This is a genomic window from Streptoverticillium reticulum, assembly GCF_047456005.1.
Taxonomy (GTDB): Bacteria; Actinomycetota; Actinomycetes; order Streptomycetales; family Streptomycetaceae; genus Streptomyces; species Streptomyces reticulum.
In genome coordinates, this window is record NZ_CP179755.1 from 6,517,195 (window position 1) to 6,534,264 (window position 17,070).

The 17,070-nt window shown below is 71.4% G+C and carries 17 protein-coding genes; 7 read left to right on the top strand and 10 right to left on the bottom strand.

Annotated features, from left to right (window positions below; genetic code table 11):
* Nucleotides 1-111 precede the first annotated feature (111 nt).
* Entirely contained in the window at nt 112-1,437 is a 1,326-nt protein-coding gene (gene hmgA / locus ACMATS_RS30005) for a homogentisate 1,2-dioxygenase (RefSeq protein ID WP_414169674.1), read from the bottom strand.
* Between the two features lie 74 nt (nt 1,438-1,511).
* Nucleotides 1,512-2,060 carry a DUF2165 domain-containing protein gene (locus ACMATS_RS30010; RefSeq protein ID WP_414169675.1) on the bottom strand — a complete coding sequence of 183 codons (549 nt, stop codon included), beginning with the start codon at nt 2,058-2,060 and terminating at the stop codon, nt 1,512-1,514.
* Nucleotides 2,061-2,217: 157 nt separating this feature from the next.
* Here ACMATS_RS30010 and ACMATS_RS30015 point away from each other — a divergent pair, with 157 nt between their 5' ends.
* Nucleotides 2,218-2,868, top strand: coding sequence for a TetR/AcrR family transcriptional regulator (locus tag ACMATS_RS30015; RefSeq protein WP_414169676.1), 651 nt, complete (start codon nt 2,218-2,220; stop codon nt 2,866-2,868).
* Here ACMATS_RS30015 and ACMATS_RS30020 read toward each other — a convergent pair.
* On the bottom strand, nt 2,846-3,310 hold the full coding sequence (locus ACMATS_RS30020) for a MaoC family dehydratase (RefSeq protein ID WP_414169677.1): 465 nt from the start codon (nt 3,308-3,310) through the stop codon (nt 2,846-2,848). The two genes, ACMATS_RS30015 and ACMATS_RS30020, sit on opposite strands and share 23 nt — an antisense overlap.
* Nucleotides 3,311-3,366: 56 nt before the next feature.
* Here ACMATS_RS30020 and soxR point away from each other — a divergent pair, with 56 nt between their 5' ends.
* Complete coding sequence (gene soxR / locus ACMATS_RS30025; protein WP_390782421.1) at nt 3,367-3,828, top strand: redox-sensitive transcriptional activator SoxR; 462 nt, start codon at nt 3,367-3,369, stop codon at nt 3,826-3,828.
* Nucleotides 3,829-4,136: 308 nt separating this feature from the next.
* Here the strand turns inward: soxR and ACMATS_RS30030 are convergent, their stop codons facing one another.
* Together ACMATS_RS30030 and ACMATS_RS30035 are read right to left on the bottom strand one after the other, a co-directional pair.
* Nucleotides 4,137-4,748, bottom strand: a complete 612-nt coding sequence (locus tag ACMATS_RS30030; RefSeq protein WP_336415792.1) for a hypothetical protein — start codon at nt 4,746-4,748, stop codon at nt 4,137-4,139.
* Nucleotides 4,749-4,934: 186 nt separating this feature from the next.
* Nucleotides 4,935-6,269 carry a serine-threonine protein kinase gene (locus tag ACMATS_RS30035; protein WP_414169678.1) on the bottom strand — a complete coding sequence of 445 codons (1,335 nt, stop codon included), beginning with the start codon at nt 6,267-6,269 and terminating at the stop codon, nt 4,935-4,937.
* A gap of 176 nt (nt 6,270-6,445) precedes the next feature.
* On the opposite strand from ACMATS_RS30035, the gene ACMATS_RS30040 reads away from it, so the two are divergent.
* Both ACMATS_RS30040 and ACMATS_RS30045 read left to right on the top strand, forming a co-directional pair.
* Nucleotides 6,446-7,216: an SDR family NAD(P)-dependent oxidoreductase gene (locus tag ACMATS_RS30040; protein WP_390778915.1), complete on the top strand. Its 771-nt coding sequence runs from the start codon at nt 6,446-6,448 to the stop codon at nt 7,214-7,216.
* Nucleotides 7,213-7,809, top strand: a complete 597-nt coding sequence (locus ACMATS_RS30045; RefSeq protein ID WP_414169679.1) for a TetR/AcrR family transcriptional regulator — start codon at nt 7,213-7,215, stop codon at nt 7,807-7,809. Before ACMATS_RS30040 ends, ACMATS_RS30045 begins: the two co-directional genes overlap by 4 nt.
* A 7-nt stretch (nt 7,810-7,816) precedes the next feature.
* Here ACMATS_RS30045 and ACMATS_RS30050 read toward each other — a convergent pair whose 3' ends face one another.
* Nucleotides 7,817-8,623 (bottom strand): phosphotransferase, encoded by an 807-nt coding sequence (locus ACMATS_RS30050; RefSeq protein ID WP_414169680.1) that lies wholly within the window; start codon nt 8,621-8,623, stop codon nt 7,817-7,819.
* Between the two features lie 695 nt (nt 8,624-9,318).
* Here ACMATS_RS30050 and ACMATS_RS30055 point away from each other — a divergent pair.
* On the top strand, nt 9,319-10,494 hold the full coding sequence (locus ACMATS_RS30055) for a helix-turn-helix transcriptional regulator (protein ID WP_414169681.1): 1,176 nt from the start codon (nt 9,319-9,321) through the stop codon (nt 10,492-10,494).
* Between the two features lie 46 nt (nt 10,495-10,540).
* Here ACMATS_RS30055 and ACMATS_RS30060 read toward each other — a convergent pair whose 3' ends face one another.
* The 3 genes from ACMATS_RS30060 to ACMATS_RS30070 all read right to left on the bottom strand — a co-directional run bounded on the left by ACMATS_RS30060 (nt 10,541) and on the right by ACMATS_RS30070 (nt 13,858).
* Nucleotides 10,541-11,755 carry an acyl-CoA dehydrogenase family protein gene (locus ACMATS_RS30060; RefSeq protein ID WP_414169682.1) on the bottom strand — a complete coding sequence of 405 codons (1,215 nt, stop codon included), beginning with the start codon at nt 11,753-11,755 and terminating at the stop codon, nt 10,541-10,543.
* A 3-nt stretch (nt 11,756-11,758) separates the two neighbouring features.
* Nucleotides 11,759-12,799, bottom strand: coding sequence for a phosphotransferase family protein (locus ACMATS_RS30065; RefSeq protein WP_414169683.1), 1,041 nt, complete (start codon nt 12,797-12,799; stop codon nt 11,759-11,761).
* Between the two features lie 129 nt (nt 12,800-12,928).
* Nucleotides 12,929-13,858 (bottom strand): MBL fold metallo-hydrolase, encoded by a 930-nt coding sequence (locus ACMATS_RS30070; RefSeq protein WP_390778921.1) that lies wholly within the window; start codon nt 13,856-13,858, stop codon nt 12,929-12,931.
* 172 nt (nt 13,859-14,030) lie between these two features.
* Here ACMATS_RS30070 and ACMATS_RS30075 point away from each other — a divergent pair, with 172 nt between their 5' ends.
* Together ACMATS_RS30075 and ACMATS_RS30080 are read left to right on the top strand one after the other, a co-directional pair.
* Nucleotides 14,031-15,506 carry an MFS transporter gene (locus ACMATS_RS30075; RefSeq protein ID WP_414169684.1) on the top strand — a complete coding sequence of 492 codons (1,476 nt, stop codon included), beginning with the start codon at nt 14,031-14,033 and terminating at the stop codon, nt 15,504-15,506.
* Nucleotides 15,503-16,429 (top strand): NADP-dependent oxidoreductase, encoded by a 927-nt coding sequence (locus tag ACMATS_RS30080; RefSeq protein ID WP_390778922.1) that lies wholly within the window; start codon nt 15,503-15,505, stop codon nt 16,427-16,429. The genes ACMATS_RS30075 and ACMATS_RS30080 overlap by 4 nt, the downstream gene beginning before the upstream one ends.
* A 97-nt stretch (nt 16,430-16,526) precedes the next feature.
* On the opposite strand, the gene ACMATS_RS30085 is transcribed toward ACMATS_RS30080, so the two are convergent.
* Nucleotides 16,527-17,057 (bottom strand): NUDIX hydrolase, encoded by a 531-nt coding sequence (locus ACMATS_RS30085; RefSeq protein ID WP_414169685.1) that lies wholly within the window; start codon nt 17,055-17,057, stop codon nt 16,527-16,529.
* Nucleotides 17,058-17,070 lie beyond the last annotated feature (13 nt).

A 17,070-nucleotide genomic window follows, 5' to 3' on the forward strand; every position in this document is an offset into this window, starting at 1 on the left:
TGCAGTCGAGGTTCTCGGGGCTTCGCCCCGGACCCCTGGGGTGGTGTGTCGGCTGCGGGCCGGTGGGGGCTGGTCGCGCAGTTCCCCGCGCCCCTGACGGGGCGCTGCCGCCTAGGGCCGGAAGTGACGCTCCAGACCCTGCCACACCCCGTCGTAGCCCCGCTGCAAGTGACCGGCCTGCGCCGCCTGCGGCGTCAGGGTCACCGGCCAGCGGGTCTCGAACATGAAGGCGAGCCCGTCGTCCAGCTTCTGCGGCTTCAGCCCGGCCGCGCTCGCCTTCTCGAAGGTGTCCCGGTCCGGGCCGTGCGCCGACATCATGTTGTGCAGCGAGCCGCCGCCGGGAAGGAAGCCCTCTGCTTTCGCGTCGTAGGCGCCCTCGATCAGGCCCATGTACTCGCTCATCACGTTCCGGTGGAAGTACGGCGGCCGGAAGGTGTCCTCGCCGACCAGCCAGCGCGGTGCGAAGACCACGAAGTCGACGCCGGCCAGCCCCGGGGTGTCCGACGGCGAGGTCAGCACCGTGAAGATCGACGGGTCGGGGTGGTCGTAGCTGATCGAGCCGATGACATTGAAGCGGCGCAGGTCGTAGACGTACGGGACCAGATTGCCGTGCCAGGCGACGACGTCCAGCGGCGAGTGGCCGTACGTGGCCGACCAGAGGTTGCCGCAGTACTTGGTGACCACCTCGACCGGTCCCTCGACGTCCTCGTAAGCGGCGGTCGGAGCGAGGAAGTCCCGTGCATTGGCCAGCCCGTTGGCGCCGATCGGCCCCAGCTCGGGCAGGACGAAGGGCTGACCGTAGTTCTCGCAGACGTAGCCGCGGGCCGTCTCGTCGAGCAGCTCCACCCGGAAGCGCACCCCGCGCGGTATCAGCGCCACGTGCCCCGGCTCGGCGCGCAGCAGGCCGAACTCGGTGCGCAGCAGCAGTCCGCCGCGCTCCGGCACGATCAGCAGCTCGCCGTCCGAGTCGCTGAACACCCGCCCGGTCATGGAGGCGTTGGCGGCGTACAGGTGCACGGCCATGCCCGAGCGCTGGGCGGCGTCGCCGTTGCCGCCGAGCGTCCACAGCCCGGCCAGGAAGTCCGTGCCCGTGGCGGGCTCGGGCAGCGGGTTCCAGCGCAGCCGGTTGGGGTCGGTTACGCCTTCCGGGAACGGGGCGCTGCGCAGCGCCCCGTTGTCGATGCGCGTGAACGCCGGGTGCGCCGCCGAGGGGCGGATGCGGTACAGCCACGACCTGCGGTTGCTGTGCCGGGGCTCGGTGAAGGCGGTGCCGCTCAGCTGCTCCGCGTACAGCCCGAGAGGCGCGCGCTGCGGAGAGTTGCGCCCGTGCGGCAGGGCTCCGGGCACGGCCTCGCTGCTGTGCTCGTTGCCGAAGCCGGACAGGTACTCCAGCCCCTCCGCCGTCTTGCGCGCCTGCTCGCCGCCCGTACTGGTCATGGCATGACTCCCACCCGCCGAGGATTCCTATGGATGACCGTAGGATTCGCGGCGGTGGGAGTCAATGGATCGGATCAGACGCGTGCGGCGGCCCGCTCCTTGCCCCACTGCGGTGACGGCAGCTGCACCAGGAGCAGCACGAACCCGGCCAGGAAGAAGTTCCGCGCGGCCGCCGCCAGCCCGTTCCACTTCGCCGACTGCCACATCGCGAACCACTCGCCGCCGACGGCGATGAACCCCGCCCCGAAGAGCAGCATCAGCAGCACCAGCCCCAGCGTGCTCGCACGCCGCGCCGCACCGTACTCCGCCGTGCCCCCGCGGCGCGCCCGCCGCAGCGCCCGGGCCCATAGCTCCGTCGCCCGGAGGAGCGCCAGGGCCGTCACCGCCTCCCAGACGATCACGGCGACGTAGGTGATGTCCTGCAGCGCGTGGTTGGTGATCGCCCGCCACATCAGGGCCTTGTCCTGGAACGTCGTGTCCATCGCCAGCACGTGCCGCACGAACTGCCGGTTGGTGTCGAAGTCGGTGATGTTGCCGAAGACGACCAGCGATATGTAGAGCGCCACCGTCGCGGTCAGCGCGGCGGCCGCCACGGGCAGGCCGCCGGGGTGTTTGTCGGGCATGCGAGGACCTCCTGTGCTGCGGACCTGCGGGAATGCTGCCCGCGCCACCGGTGTGCCACTCCATCGGACACCCCCTAAGCGCTTGCTCAGCTTCGGCGGTATGGTGGTCGTTCTGTCGGCGGAGGGCCCGCGGCGGGCCGGGAGGGCAGGGCGCGGGATGGATGCGCAGACGCAGCGGGACGCGGGCCGGGCCGAGGAGTGGGCCGACGTCACCCCCGACGCCGCCCGGCGGCTGCTGACCGCCGCCGTCCAGGCCTTCGCCGAGCGCGGCTACCACGCCACCACCACCCGGGACATCGCCGGCCGCGCCGGCATGAGCCCCGCCGCCCTCTACATCCACTACCGCACCAAGGAAGAACTCCTCTACCGCATCAGCGGCATCGGCCACCGCCTCGCCCTCGACATCGTGAGCCGGGCCCGCGACGGCGCGGGCGACCCGGCCGCACGGCTGTCCGCCGCCGTCCGGGCCTTCGTGTGCTGGCACGCCGAGCACCACACCACCGCCCGCGTCGTGCAGTACGAGCTCGGCGCGCTCGGCGAGGAGCACCACACCGAGATCGTCGCCCTGCGCCGGGAGACCGACGCCGCGGTCCGCTCGATCGTCGAGGACGGCGTCGCGGCGGGGGAGTTCGACGTCCCGGACGTCCGCGGCACGACCCGTGCCGTGCTCTCCCTGTGCATCGACGTGGCCCGCTGGTTCCGCGAGGACGGCAGGCACACTCCCGGTGAGGTGGGCGAGCTCTACGCGGACCTCGCCCTGCGCATGGTCGGCCACGCCGAGCCGGCTACGCCCAGAGGTAGCGGCTGACCGACTCCGCCACGCACACCGGCTTCTCGCCGCCCTCGCGCTCGACGGTCACCACCGTCGTCAGCTGCACCCCGCCCTCGGTCTCCGCCACCCCCGCGAGGCGCGCCCGGGCCCGCAGCCGGGAGCCGGCCGGGACGGGGGCGGGGAAACGGACCTTGTTCACGCCGTAGTTGATGCCCATCCGGACGTTCTCCACCCGCAGCAGCATCGGGACGAACGACGGCAGCAGCGACAGCGTCAGATAGCCGTGCGCGATCGTCGTGCCGAACGGACCGGCGGCCGCCCGCGCGGGGTCCACGTGGATCCACTGGTGGTCCCCGGTCGCCTCCGCGAAGAGGTCGATCCGCCGCTGGTCCACCTCCAGCCAGCCGCTCGGGCCGAGCTCCTCGCCGACGGCGGCCCGCAGGGCCTCGGGCGAAGTGAAGATCCGGGGCTCGGTCATGTCCGCGTCGCCTCCCGCTCACCAGGGCACAGTGCCGGAGAGCGTACAGTCTGCACGTGCCGCAGATCCCCCAGAAGGTCCAGGAACTCACCGTGGGCCAGCTCTCCGCCCGCAGCGGCGCGGCGGTTTCCGCACTGCACTTCTACGAGTCCAAGGGCCTCATCAGCAGCCGCAGGACCTCCGGCAACCAGCGCCGCTACGACCGCGACGCGCTGCGCCGGGTCGCCTTCATACGGGCCGCCCAGCGCGTCGGCATCCCGCTCGCCACGATCCGCGAGGCGCTGGCCGGGCTGCCCGACGAGCGCACCCCCAACCGTGCGGACTGGGCACGGCTCTCGGAGAGCTGGCGCGCGGAGCTGGACCGGCGGATCGAGCAGCTCGGCGCGCTGCGCGACAGCCTCGACCAGTGCATCGGCTGCGGCTGCCTCTCGCTCGACAAGTGCGCCCTGTCCAACCCGGACGACCGCTTCGGAGGCCTCGTCACCGGCTCGCGGCTCTACGGCGAGCCGGCGCCGTAGGGCCCCGTAAGGGGCGCGGGGCTGTTTCGATTTGCGGCTCCGCCGCGTGGGCGCGACCAGCCACGACGCGCCCATACCGGGCGTCCCGTCAGGGGCGCGGGGAACTGCGCGACAAGCCCCCACCGGCGCGCAGCCGAACGCACCACCCCAGGGGTCCGGGGCGCAGCCCCGAGTATTTCGGCTGCGGGTGCGTCGTAGTTGCTCGCGCAGTTCCCCGCGCCCCTGACGGGGCGCCGTCCTGAGACCTGGCGGGCACTGTGCGCCGGGGAGCTCCGGCGCGGACGCCCGCAAGCCCCCGGCGCTCTCTCTCACACCACCGCGTACCGCCCGGCCAGGGCGTAGCGGCGGGCCGCCGACAGGGCGGGGGTGGTGAGCACGGACTCCGGCACCACGATGCCGCAGTCGGTGCAGACGGGTCCCTGCAGCGGGTAGCGCTCCAGGTCGGTGCGCCACTCGATGCGCTCCTGCGCGCAGACCGGGCAGGCGTTGCCCGGTGCGGACTCCATGGCCCGGATCACCCGGCGCAGCACCTCCGCGAGGCTCGCGGCCGGCTGCACGTCGGGGGACGCGCAGGGCACGATGTCGCAGCCGCCCCAGGTGTTGCGGTGCCAGTCGTCGACGGCACTGGGCTGGCGGATGCCGTCGTGCTTCTCGCGCCGCCGCCGGACGGCGAACTCGACCTCGTAGGCCAGCCAGACCTCACGGGCCTCCTCGAGCTCGGCCAGCGCCGCGACGAGCCGCTCCGGGTCCGGGGACCGGTCGTCGGGGGCCAGGCCGGCCCGGGTGCACAGGTGGCGCCAGGTGGCGCGGTGCCCGTACGGGGCGAAACGCTCAAGACACTTGCGCAAGGAGGTACGTCGCAGCGCGATCGTGTTCCGTGGATTGCGCACCTCTCGGGCCAGAGCTCTGAAACCTGCCACTGCATCCCACCTCCGGCAGCGCGGACTCGGATCGACATGGAAGGGACGTAATACGTCGCCCATCGGATCCATCGGAAATTCGGACCCGTCGGCCGCCGCCGCGGTCACGGCCGACTCGGCTCTGCTACCCCCGATGCGCGCGGCGATGTGGGGTGCGGGCGAACCTGGCGGATCCTCGCCCTCCGTTCAGCGGACGATCCGCCCGGCGACCAGGATGAGACGGGCCAGTTCGGGATGGCAGATGTCGCCGTGCGCACCCGTCGGCGGACCCCCGTGCCGGACGACCCCGGACGTGTCGACGCTGGCGAAGCCGTGCGACGGCAACGCGCCTGCCAGCGCCCGCTCCAGGGGGATCCGGGCGACGGGCGCCACGGACAGGACGCCGTCGTGGCCCAGCGCCCCCCAGCGGTCGTCGTCCCGGCCGAACAGCGAGGCCGTGTCGTCCACCATCATCGAGGCGAGCGGATAGAACACCCCGAGCGCGGTGTCGTGGCGCGAATAGCAGCACACCAGCGGCCCGTCGACCCGGTGCTCCAGGCCGCGCAGCACGCCGGCCCGGTCGTGGTCGAACGGCAGCCGGGGCGCGAAGGCGTAGTGCGAGAAGGCGCCTTGGAGCAGGGTGACGGAGCGGACGGCGCCCGCACCGTCCGGCAGGGCGCGCAGCGCGAACGACACGAGCCGGGCGCCGAAACTGTGCCCCGCCAGGTGCACGCGCAACCCCGGGGCCGAATGCGCGAGCACCGTGAGCGCCGGGCCCAGCCCGCACTGGCCGACCGTGCCGGCCCGGCGCTTCATCTCCCAGTACGAGCCCTGGCGCAGCACTTCGAGGGCCCCGCCCCACAGCCGCTGCAGCGCACTGCCGAACAGCGCGGCCGTCCGCGCCCCGGTCCGCTCCAGGGCGTCGGCGAACCGGGCGCACACCCGCTCGACGTCCTCGGTGAGCATCAGCGGCTCCGCGCCCGGCGGTTCGGCGGCGGGCGGCTCCAGGTCGGGGACGAACGCGTCGGGCGCGGTGCCCGCCACCGCGACCCCGCGCCGCTGCTCGGAGACCAGGGTGCGCACGAGGGAGACGAACTCCACCAGCCGGGCCCGGTCCTCCGGCTGCTCCTCGGCCAGTTCGGCCAGCCGGTTCACCACGGTCCGGCTGCCGGGGAAGACCTTGAGCAGGGCCTCCCGGGTGCCCGGCGGGAGCCCGGGCCCGGCGGCCGTGCCGGTCGCCTGCGGCGGGAAGTGGGGAATGGGTTCGTCGGTGAAGCGCATCGACGGCCAGATCACTCCGCCGTAGCCGAGCCGGACGTCACGGGAGGCGTGGCCGAGCAGGCCGGGAAAGGGGGCGTAGAAGCGGCCGCAGAGGGCGGTGGCCGACGAGCGGTCGTTGTTCCAGCCGTGCGCGAACAGCACCAGATCGGTGAGATTGCGCTCCAGGACGCCCTGGACCAGTAGTTCGCGCTCGTGGGGGTCGACATCCCCCTCCGCGTCGAAGGTCAGCTCCCAGTACGGCTGCACGCCTATGCCCGCCATGGCGTCCCCCTGAAGAAGGTCAGATGTGGGCGCATCGTCCTGCTGTCAAGGGGGTGTGTCCAGCCGTTCTGTGACGGGTTCATATGTTCGCTCAACCTGAGGGGTACGGGTGTGCTAAGCACCGTCGCATACCGAATGGTTGGTGTGCCGGTGCAGCCGAGCCGAGGAGGCCGACAGTGAATGGCGTGCGGGACGCGGGAGTTGTGGTCACGGGAGCGGGGGGCGGCATCGGTGCCGCGCTCGCCCGGCGCTTCGCCGCCGAGGGCGCCCGCGTCGTGGTCAACGACCTCGACGCGGACAAGGCCGCGGCCGTCGCCGCGGAGACCGGTGCGACCGCCGTCCCCGGCGACGCCTCCGAGGTGGTGCCGGCCGCCCGCGCGGCGCTCGGCGGCACGATCGACATCTACTGCGCCAACGCCGGCGTCGCCCCCTCCGGCGGCCCCGAGGCGCCGGAGGACGCCTGGGCCTCCGCGTGGGACGTCAACGTCATGGCGCACGTCCGCGCAGCCCGCGCCCTGCTGCCCGAGTGGCTGGAGCGCGGCAACGGCCGCTTCGTCGCCACCGTCTCCGCCGCCGGGCTCCTCACCATGCTCGGCTCGGCGCCCTACAGCGTCTCCAAACACGCCGCGCTCGCCTTCGCCGAGTGGCTCTCGGCGACCTACCGCCACCGCGGCATCGCCGTCCACGCCGTCTGCCCGCTGGGCGTGCGCACGGACATGCTGCGCGCCGCCGGGGCGGTCGGCGAGGAACTGCTGGCCCCCACGGCCGTCGAGCCGGAACAGGTGGCCGACGCCCTCTTCGACGGGATGGCCGCCGACCGCTTCCTGATCCTCCCGCACCCCGAGGCCGCGGCGTTCTACGCGGGCCGGGCCACCGACCCGGACCGCTGGCTCGACGGCATGAGCCGATTGCAGCGCACGATGGAGGAGAAGGGAGCTGTTTCGTGAGCGCCGCCGGGGCGGACGACTGCGTACGCCCCGTCCCGCGGCGCCTGCTGGCCGCGGCCACCCGCCTGTTCGCGGAACAGGGCTACGACCGGACCTCCGTCCAGGAGATCGTGGAGGCGGCGGGCGTCACGAAGGGCGCGCTCTACCACTACTTCGGGTCGAAGGACGACCTGCTGCACGAGATCTACGGGCGCGTACTGCGCCTCCAGCAGGAGCGGCTCGACGCGTTCGCCCGCTCGGACGCGCCGGTGGAACGGAGGTTGCGGGACGCGGCGGCGGACGTCGTGGTGACGACGATCGAGAACCTCGACGACACGACGATCTTCTTCCGGTCGATGCACCACCTGGGCGAGGAGAAGCTCAAACAGGTGCGCGCGGAGCGCCGCCGCTACCACGAACGCTTCCGCGCCCTGGTGGAGGAGGGCCAGCACGCGGGGGTCTTCACCGCGGCGACCCCCGCGGACCTGGTGGTGGACTACCACTTCGGGTCCGTGCACCACCTGAGCGCGTGGTACCGGCCCGAGGGCTCACTGAGCCCTCGGGAAGTGGCGGATCATCTGGCGGACTTGCTGTTGCGGGCGTTGCGGCCGTAGGGGGACATCAGCGGCTTTCGCGCGAGAAGCCGAGCAGATGCCGGAATCTGGTGTTGCTCGGCTTTGCGGCTCGTTCGCCCATGGTTGCTGTCCAGTGCCGGCATGTGACGTCGACGAACGCCTGAATCGCCTTCGGGTCCGCGTTCCGCCAGCTGGTGAATCCATCGAGCCACGCCAACGCGTCAGCAGGTTCCTGTCCGCATTCCATGAGCCGCACGGCCGTACACGCAGGGTCCACCCACGCGGGGCCGGTTGCCGGCATGGCCCAGTCCACGATGCAGGCGGAGCCGTTGCGGTTGTCGATCAGCATGTTGTGCGGGTTCGTGTCCGTGTGGAGCAATGCGGTTCCGCCGAGGAACTCGGCTTCACCGGGCAGCAGATGCGACGTGAACCGGTCGGCGAAGGGCGGGGCGGGGAAGGCGGAACCGTCGAACGCCTGCATGCGCTGCAGAGCGGACGCCACGGCTGTCAGGTCACTCGTTCCGGGTCCGAGGTCGGCATGTCGACCATCGACGAACGTGAAGGCGAGACAGGACCACCCGCCGGCCCGGAAGCGGTGGCGGACCGTGGGGCAGACGTCCTTCACCACACCGTTGATGCGTGCCTCGCAGCCGAGTGCCGCGACGGCCTCGACATCGGCTTCGCGCACACCCTTGAAGAACAGACGTCCACTGCGTTCCGTGGTCAGGACAAGGGCAGCGGCGCAGTTGAGCCCCTCGGCGACGATCTCCGAGGAGATCACCCGCCCTGCATGCTCCTCCACCGTGCTGCGCAGTTCGGCGGGGAGCTCTTCCCAGTCGACTCGTTCGATCACGGGTTCTCCCTTCCCGCTTTCGGCGTTGTTACTGTGTCGCGCCACACTTACGGCAGCGCGTGGCTCCGCTCCACTGCACCCAATCGTGGTCGCAGTCGTCGTTGCTCAGCGTGTGCCACATGTCGAACCCCCTTCGAATCGAGTTCTGTTGCCACCCGCCTCAAAGTGACTGCCGGGCGGTGTTGCCGTGCGCTTCTGGCTCTCCGTCCCCTGGGCTGCCGACAGCCTGACTGTCGAGTCCGGCCGGCCCCGTCCCTCGCGGTGCTCGGCACAGATGCAGTCGGGGTACTGCATCGTGCCCGGCGCGAGGTCCGCGCCGTCTGCCAACTCGCCCAAGTCGCTCCGGCACGCCAGCGGCTGGAGCTTGGCGCTTTCCAGCAGCAGGGCGCCGTCCTTTCCCCGAGCGGCCATCATCAGGTCAAGGTGGGCGCGTGCCGCGCTCCTCACCGGCTCCCACCGCCGAGCATGGTGTCCAGTGCCCCATCCGTGGCCTTGGCGGGGTGCCGCCGAATCATTCTGCGCGTCTCACCGTTCACGGCTCGCTCCTCGTCGCTTCTTGCTGACAGGCTGGACCTGTACAACGGGTGTGGCCAGCGATCGAGGTACCCAGCGTGTACCCAAACGCCCCGCGTCAACCGGGGGGTTGGCTGCACCATGGAGTGAGGAAGACCGATTCGGAGCCGCAGGCGGTAGGCATGAGCGCAATCATCGATGTCCCCGGGCCGGGGGCGAACGTGAAGGTTCTCCGGAACGAGCGTGGGTGGAAGCAGGAAGAGCTCGCGCTACGAGCCGGTCTCTCGCGTCCCCACGTGGGGAAGATCGAACGCGGGGAACGCGCTCTCACCCAAGGGGTGGCTGCAGCACTGGCCCGAGCCTTCGGCGTCAGCTTGGAGGTGGTCCTCGGGACCACCCCTGTTGTCGGGGCTGAGGACTCGTTGAAGGCTCTCAACGCAGCTATCAGGCGCTTTGACCTGCCACGGGAGCCGGAGGCGACAGAGAGGAAACTCAAGGCGGACCTGGCCGAAATGGTCGTCATCCGGGGAAAGGCCGACCTCGGTCAGGTGCTGCTCAAGTTGCCCGGCCTCGTCTCCGGCGTGACGAATCATGCCCACTCGGCTGGGACCCCGGAAGCGTGGGCGATGGTCGCGGAGGCGTATTCCGCGGTGTACTGGCTCGCAGCGAGGCACAGGTGGATGACGCTTGCCGACCTCGCTGTCACGAAGCAGAAGTTGGCCGCGCAACAGGCTGGCCCCGTCTCGCTGGCTATCGCCGCACGAGACGAAGCCGGGGTCTACTTGAACCACGGAGAGTTCGAGGACGGGCTGGCCGTGGTGGACCGCGCGATTACACAGGTCGAGAGCGGGAAGACGAAGGGAACGGGCCGTTCGTACGCCCTGGGGATTCTTCACCTCCGCGGGCTGACACTGGCCGGCCGACTGAGGGACCATCGAACAGCGGATCTCCACATTGCGAAGGCCTGGCAGCTGTCTGAGGATTTCGACACAGATGCCAACCGCCTGGGCATCCATTTCGGCCCGCAGAACACAGCCGTTCACGTCATTGCCACTTCCGGCGATCTCCGTAGACACGCTAACGCCATCGAAGCCATGGAAGAGTTGGCAGCAAGCGGTCGACTGACCTTGCCGGCAACTCGAACAAGCCCCATGCACATGAACGTCGCGAGGTCGAAGCTGGCTCTCGGTGACCGTGACGGCGCTCTGGAGGACCTGGAGAAGGCTTGGGCCCTTGCTCCGCAGATGGCGAAGGTGCATCCCACAAGCCAGGAACTCCTGCGGGTGCTCACGACATTGCACAAACGCAGCAATCCGAAGCTGACCCGGCTTGCGAAGCGAGCCGACATCAAATTTTAGCTCTCCTGGAACATCGGGAAAAGGGTGGGGCCGAGGCCCCACCCCCCTACGCGTACCTGCGCAACTCCCGCCGCGCCAGCGACCGCTGATGCACCTCGTCCGGCCCGTCCGCCAAGCGCAGCGTCCTGGCCGCAGCCCACAGCTCCGCCAGCGGAAAGTCCTGGCTCACCCCGCCCGCGCCGTGCAACTGCACGGCGTGGTCGATGATCTGCACCACCGTCCGCGGCGTCGCGATCTTGATCGCCTGGATCTCCGTGTGCGCCCCACGGTTCCCCACCGTGTCCATCAGCCAGGCCGTCTTGAGCACCAGCAGCCGCAACTGTTCCACGGCCACCCGGGAGTCCGCGATCCACTCCTGCACCACGCCCTGGTGGGCCAGCGGCTTGCCGAAGGCCTCCCGGGTCACCGCCCGGCGGCACATCAGCTCGATCGCGCATTCCGCCATGCCGATCAGCCGCATGCAGTGGTGGATGCGCCCGGGGCCCAGGCGGGCCTGGGCGATGGCGAAGCCGCCGCCCTCCTCGCCGACCAGGTGCGAGACCGGCACCCGGGCCCCGTCGAAGACGACCTCCGCGTGCCCGCCGTGGTAGTGGTCCTCGTAGCCGTACACCCGCATGGCGCGGCGCACTTCGACGCCGGGGGTGTCCCGCGGCACCAGCACCATCGACTGCTGCCGCCGCACGTCCTCCGCGTCCGGATCCGTCTTGCCCATGACGATGAAGACCGCGCAGTCGGGGTTCATCGCCCCGGAGATGTACCACTTGCGGCCGGTGATCACGTACGCGTCGCCGTCCCGCTCGATCCGCGTCCCGATGTTGGTGGCGTCGGACGACGCCACCTCCGGCTCGGTCATCGCGAAGGCGGACCGGATACGGCCGTCCAGTAGCGGCTCCAGCCACCGCTTGCGCTGCTCCTCGGTGCCGAACTCGGCGAGCAGTTCCATGTTCCCGGTGTCGGGGGCGGCGCAGTTGAGCGCGGTGGGGGCGAGTTGCGGGCTGCGGCCGGTGATCTCGGCGAGGGGAGCGTATTGGAGGTTCGTCAGGCCGGCTCCGTACTCCTCATCGGGCAGGAAGAGATTCCAGAGGCCCCGTCGGCGTGCCTCCGCCTTGAGTTCCTCGACGACCGGCGGGGTCTCCCACGGCGAGGCGAGCGCGGCCCGCTGCTCCTCGGCCAGGGCCTCCGCCGGGTGCACGTGCTCGTCCATGAACTCCAGCAGCCTGCCGCGCAGTTCCTCGGTGCGCGCGTCGAACGAGAAGTCCACGGCTCAGCCCTTCGTCAGTATGGTCAGGCCGTTGCCCACGAAGAGCGGCACCAGCGCCCCGATGCCCCCGAAGCCGGGGCCGACCGTGCGGCCGAGGGTGTAGCGGTAGTGGATGCCCTCCAGGATCACGGCGAGCTTGAAGTAGGCGAAGGCCGTGTACCAGGGCAGCGCGGAGACGTCGCGCCCGGACAACGCGGCGTAGCGCTCGATGAGTTCACCGGTCTCCGGGTGGCCGGGTGCCTCGCGCGTGGTGGCGAGCGGCGAGCCGGGGACGTTCCGCTGCTCGCTGTACATCACCAGCAGACCGAGGTCGGTGAGCGGGTCGCCGAGGGTGGACATCTCCCAGTCCAGGACGGCCCGTACGGTGTCGTCGGCCCCGACGAGCACGTTGTCGAGCCGGTAGTCGCCGTGGACGACGGTGGGCGCGGGGGAGTCGGGCAGCGCCTCGGCCAGGCCGGCGCGCAGTTCCTCGATGCCGGGCAGCTCCCGGCTCCGCGAGGACTCCAGCTGCTTCTCCCAGCGCCGCAGCTGTCGTTCCAGGAACCCCTCCGGGCGCCCGAAGTCCGCGAGCCCGACGGCGGCCGGGTCGACGGCGTGCAGGTCGGCGAGTATGTCGGCGAGCTGCAGCACCACCTTGCGCGTCCGGTCGGGGCCGATCGCGGCGAGCTCCGCGGCCGAGCGGTACGGGGTGCCCTCGACGAACTCCATGACGTAGAAGGGCGCCCCGATGACGTCCTCGTCCTCGCACAGCAGCAGCGGCTCCGGCACGGGCACGGCGGTGCCGTGCAGGGCGCCGATCACGCGGTGCTCGCGCGCCATGTCGTGCGCGGTGGCGAGCACGTGGCCCAGCGGGGGCCGCCGCACCGCCCAGCGGCCGGTGCCGTCGGTGACGGCGTAGGTGAGGTTGGACCGTCCGCCCTGGATCAGCTCGGCGGACAGCGGCCCCCGGACGAGCCCGGGCCGTGCGCGCTCCAGACAGGCCCTCAGCCGCTCGGGGTCGATTCCGGGGACTCCGGGAACTCCGGGGGTGCCGCCTCTGCTCATCGCTCGCTCCTCGCAGGGAAGATGGGACGTTCAGTGGTCGTTCAGTGGTCGATGTCGATGTCGCCGCGGATCATGATGCCGACCAGTCGGTATGACGTCCAGGGCCCTTGGGGCCCGTCCGAGGGCACGTCACGCGTGACAGGCGAGCGGCTTGCCGCCGTTCATCACCGCCATGTCGCCCAGGACGGGGATCAGGTCCAGTGGCGAGCCCTCGGGGAGCCCGTCCAGTTCGGCGTAGGCGCGGTGCAGGTTGGCCACCAGGCGCTCGCTCTCCTGGAGCGCGGCGAACTCCCCGAGGTCCGCCTTCTGCGCCGCCTCCAGCGGGGTGAGGCCGGCGGCGTGGGAGGTGCGGGCGAGGTCGGCGACGTAGCGGAGGTAGGCCTCCAGGGTGTCGTAGACGCCCGGGTCGGTCACCCGGCCGTGGCCGGGCACGACCACCTCGGCGTCGAGCGAGCGCAGGGTCCCGAGGGCGCGCAGCGAGCCGCTGAGCGAGCCCATCATGACGAACGGGGTGCCGCCGTTGAAGACCAGGTCGCCGGTGAACACGACGCCCTGCTGCGGGAGATGGACGATCGTGTCGCCGACGGTGTGCGCGGGCCCGGGGTGCAGCAGCCGCACCTCGGTCTCCCCGACGTGGAGGGTGAGGGTGTCCGTGTAGGTGAGGGCGGGCGGGGTGATCTCGATGGTGCCGTAGTCGACATCCGGCCACGCCAGGTGGAGCTGCAGGCCCGCGGCCAGGGTCTCGCGGCGGCAGGCCTCGTGCCCGATCACCGTGGCCCCGGGGAAGACGCAGTTGCCGTAGGTGTGGTCGCCGTGGTGGTGGGTGTTGACCACGAGGGACGGCAGGGGAGCCCCGCTGCCGGTGACGGCGTCGCGCAGCAGCCGCGCGCGCCGCTCGGTCGCGGCGGTGTCGATCAGCAGGGTGGTCGTGCCGTCGGTCACGAACCCGGCGTTGTTCAGGCACCAGCCGCCGTCGGGCTGGACGTAGGCGCTCACCCCCGGTGCGAGGGGGACGGTGTAGGGCTCGGTGCCCGTGTGCGGGGTGGTGCTGTTGCTCATGATCCTCCCTTGACCGGCCGTCAGAATACGGGGGACCGAGAGCTTCATCACTTGAACTATTAACTTGACCACCTGAAGTATCGGGCGTACCTTTCCCCAGTTGCTTGACGACCTCAAGCATCCACGTCGTGAAGTAAGTCGTGAAGTAACGAGAAGGTTCCGAAGGACTCCCGTGAAATCCAGAAACGAGACGGTCATCGTCTTCGCCCTGAGCCTCGCCGCCATGGTCGTCTCGATGATGCAGACGCTCGTCGTGCCGATCCTCGGCCTCATCCAGCGTGACCTGCACACCACGTCCGCCGATGTCAGCTGGGTCACCACGGCGACCCTGCTGTCCGCTGCCGTCTTCACCCCGCTGCTCGGCCGCTTCGGCGACCAGCACGGCAAGAAGCAGACCCTGGTCGGCGTGCTCGTCGTCATGGTCGCGGGCTCCGTCCTCGCCGCCGTGACCCACTCCCTGACCTGGCTCATCGTCGGCCGCGTCCTGCAGGGCGCCGCGACCGCGATCTTCCCGCTGGCACTGTCCGTGCTGCGCGAGGAGGTCCGCCCGGCCCGGCTGCCCGGCGCCATGGCCATGGTCAGCGGCACCCTCGCCTTCGGCAGCGGCCTGGCGCTCGTCGCCACCGGCCTGCTCACCTCCGGCGACGACCCCGACTACCGCAGCGCCTTCTGGCTGGCCACCGGCCTCGCCGCGCTCGCCCTGATCGCCGTCGCCGCCCTGGTCCCGGCCACCCGGGAGACCACCGGCGGACGCACCGACGTCCTCGGCGCGCTCAGCCTGGCCGCCACCCTCGTCCTGCTCCTGCTGCCCATCACCCAGGGCCACGAGTGGGGCTGGGCCTCCGGCCGCACGATCGGCTGCTTCGCCGGCGCCGCCGTGATGGCCGCCGTGTGGACGCTCGTCGAGCGCAAGGTCCGCGAACCGCTCGTCGACATGCGGATGTTCGCCCACCGCCCGGTGCTCTTCGCCAACCTTTCCGGCCTGCTCGTCGGCTTCGGCTCCTTCGCCCTCTTCATCGGCGTCTCCTACCTGGTGCAGATGCCGTCGAAGATCGCGGGCTACGGCTTCGACGCGAGCGTGCTGCGGGCCTCCGTCGAGTTCCTGCTGCCGAGCACCGTCGTCTCGCTGCTCGCCGCCCCCGTCGGCGGCCAGCTCGTCCGCCACAAGGGCCCCCGGCCCGTCATGCTGCTCGCCTCGCTCATCGGCACCGCGGGCTTCGTGTGGATCGCGCTGGACCACGAGCACGCCTACGCCGTCATCGCCGCCGGCATGTTCGTCGGCGCGGCCATCAGCTTCGGCTACGCGGCCATGCCGGCCGTCATCGTCGCCAGCGTGCCGCACCACCAGACCGGCATAGCCAACGGCATCAACTCCATCTCCCGCTCGACCGGCAGTGCCATCGGCAGCGCCATGATCACCACGGTGCTGGCCTCCAAGAGCGTCGAGCACCTGCCGCCGGGCGCCCCCAAGCTGCCCGCCGAGAGCCAGTTCACGCTCACCTTCGTCATCGCGGGAGCGGCGTTCCTGCTGGTCTCCGTGGTGGCCGGACTGGGCCTGCGGAAGATCCACACGCTCCGGGACGCTGCGGTGGCGGCACCGGCCGGAGCGGCAGACGCTGGTACGAAGGCAGTGAGGGAGGCGCGATGAAGGCCGTCAGCTACCGCTCCTACGGAGGCCCGGAGGTCCTGGAGTACGGCGACCTCCCGCAGCCGAAGGTCGGCCCGGACGCCGTCCTGGTCCGGGTCAGGGCCGCGGCAGTCAACCCCGTCGACTGGAAGGCCCAGGCCGGCTACCTGGACGGGGCGCTCCAGCCGGTCTTCCCCGTCGTCCCCGGCTGGGACATGGCGGGCGTCGTCGTCGCCACCGGGCCGGACGTTCCCGAGTTCGCGGAGGGCGACGAGGTCATGGGCTACGTCCGGGAGGACTTCCTCTCCCGCGGCACCTTCGCCGAGTACGTGGCCGCCCCCGTGCGCACCCTGGCCCGCAAGCCGGGCAACCTCACCTTCGAGGAGGCCGCCGGGATCCCGCTGGCCGGGCTGACCGCCTACCAGTCCCTGGTCAAGGCGCTCCGGGTGCGCCCGGAGGAGACCGTCCTGATCCACGCCGCGGCGGGCGGGGTGGGCTCGATGGCCGTCCAGATCGCACGGCACCTGGGCGCCCGCGTCATCGGCACGGCCAGCGCCCGCAACCACGACTACCTGCGCATGCTCGGGGCCGAGCCCGTCACCTACGGGGACGGGCTCGCCGACCGGGTCCGGGCGCTGGCGCCCGGCGGCGTGGACGCGGTGCTGGACCTGGTCGGCGGCGGCGTCATCCGCACCTCCCCGGAGCTGACGCTCCCGGGCGCCCGCCTCGTCTCCATCGCGGACCCCGCGGTGGCGGAACTGGGCGGCCGCCTGCTGTGGGTCCGCCCGGACGCGGCGGACCTCGCCGCTCTGGCGGACCTGGCGGAGGCGGGGGCCCTTCGGGTGGAGGTGGCCCAGGTCTTTCCGCTGGAACGGACGGCGGACGCGCAGCGGCTCTCTGCCGAGGGGCATGTGCGGGGGAAGGTCGTGGTGACGGTGGGGTGAGTCGGCTGCGGGTCGTCGGTGGTTGCTCGCGCAGTTCCCCGCGCCCCTTACGGGGCCCGGGGTCCGGGGCGGAGCCCCGGTTTCGGGAAGGGGCGGGTCAGGGGCAGAGGAAACTCCCCTTCCGCAGCCGCTGGAACGCCTCAAGGCCATCCGGCACCCACTCCCACTCCCCGAGCCGCTCCTCCAGCTCCGCCTGGGGGAGAAAGGCCCACCACGCCACCTCTTCCTCCTGCGGCCTGACCGCCAGGTCGCACCGCACCGCGTACACCGCCGACCACCAGCTCCCCCCGTCCCCCTCGTACAGGAACCGGAACAGCGGCGTCGGCGCCGCCAGCCCGCTGACGCCCAGTTCCTCCTCGGCTTCCCGCAGTGCGGCCTCGTCGTAGGACTCGCCGGTGCCCACGACACCGCCCACGAACATGTCGTAGTGCGACGGGAAGACGAGTTTGCGGTCCGTACGCCGGTGGACGAAGATCCGGCCCTCACCGTCCCGGGCCAGGACGAAGACGCACCGGTGCCGCAGGCCCCGCGCATAGGCCTCGCCGCGCGGGGCCTGCCCCACGACGCGGTCGTGCTCGTCGACGATGTCCAGTACTTCATCCGCGGAGAGCGGTTGCTGATCCGTCATACCGAGATGAAAC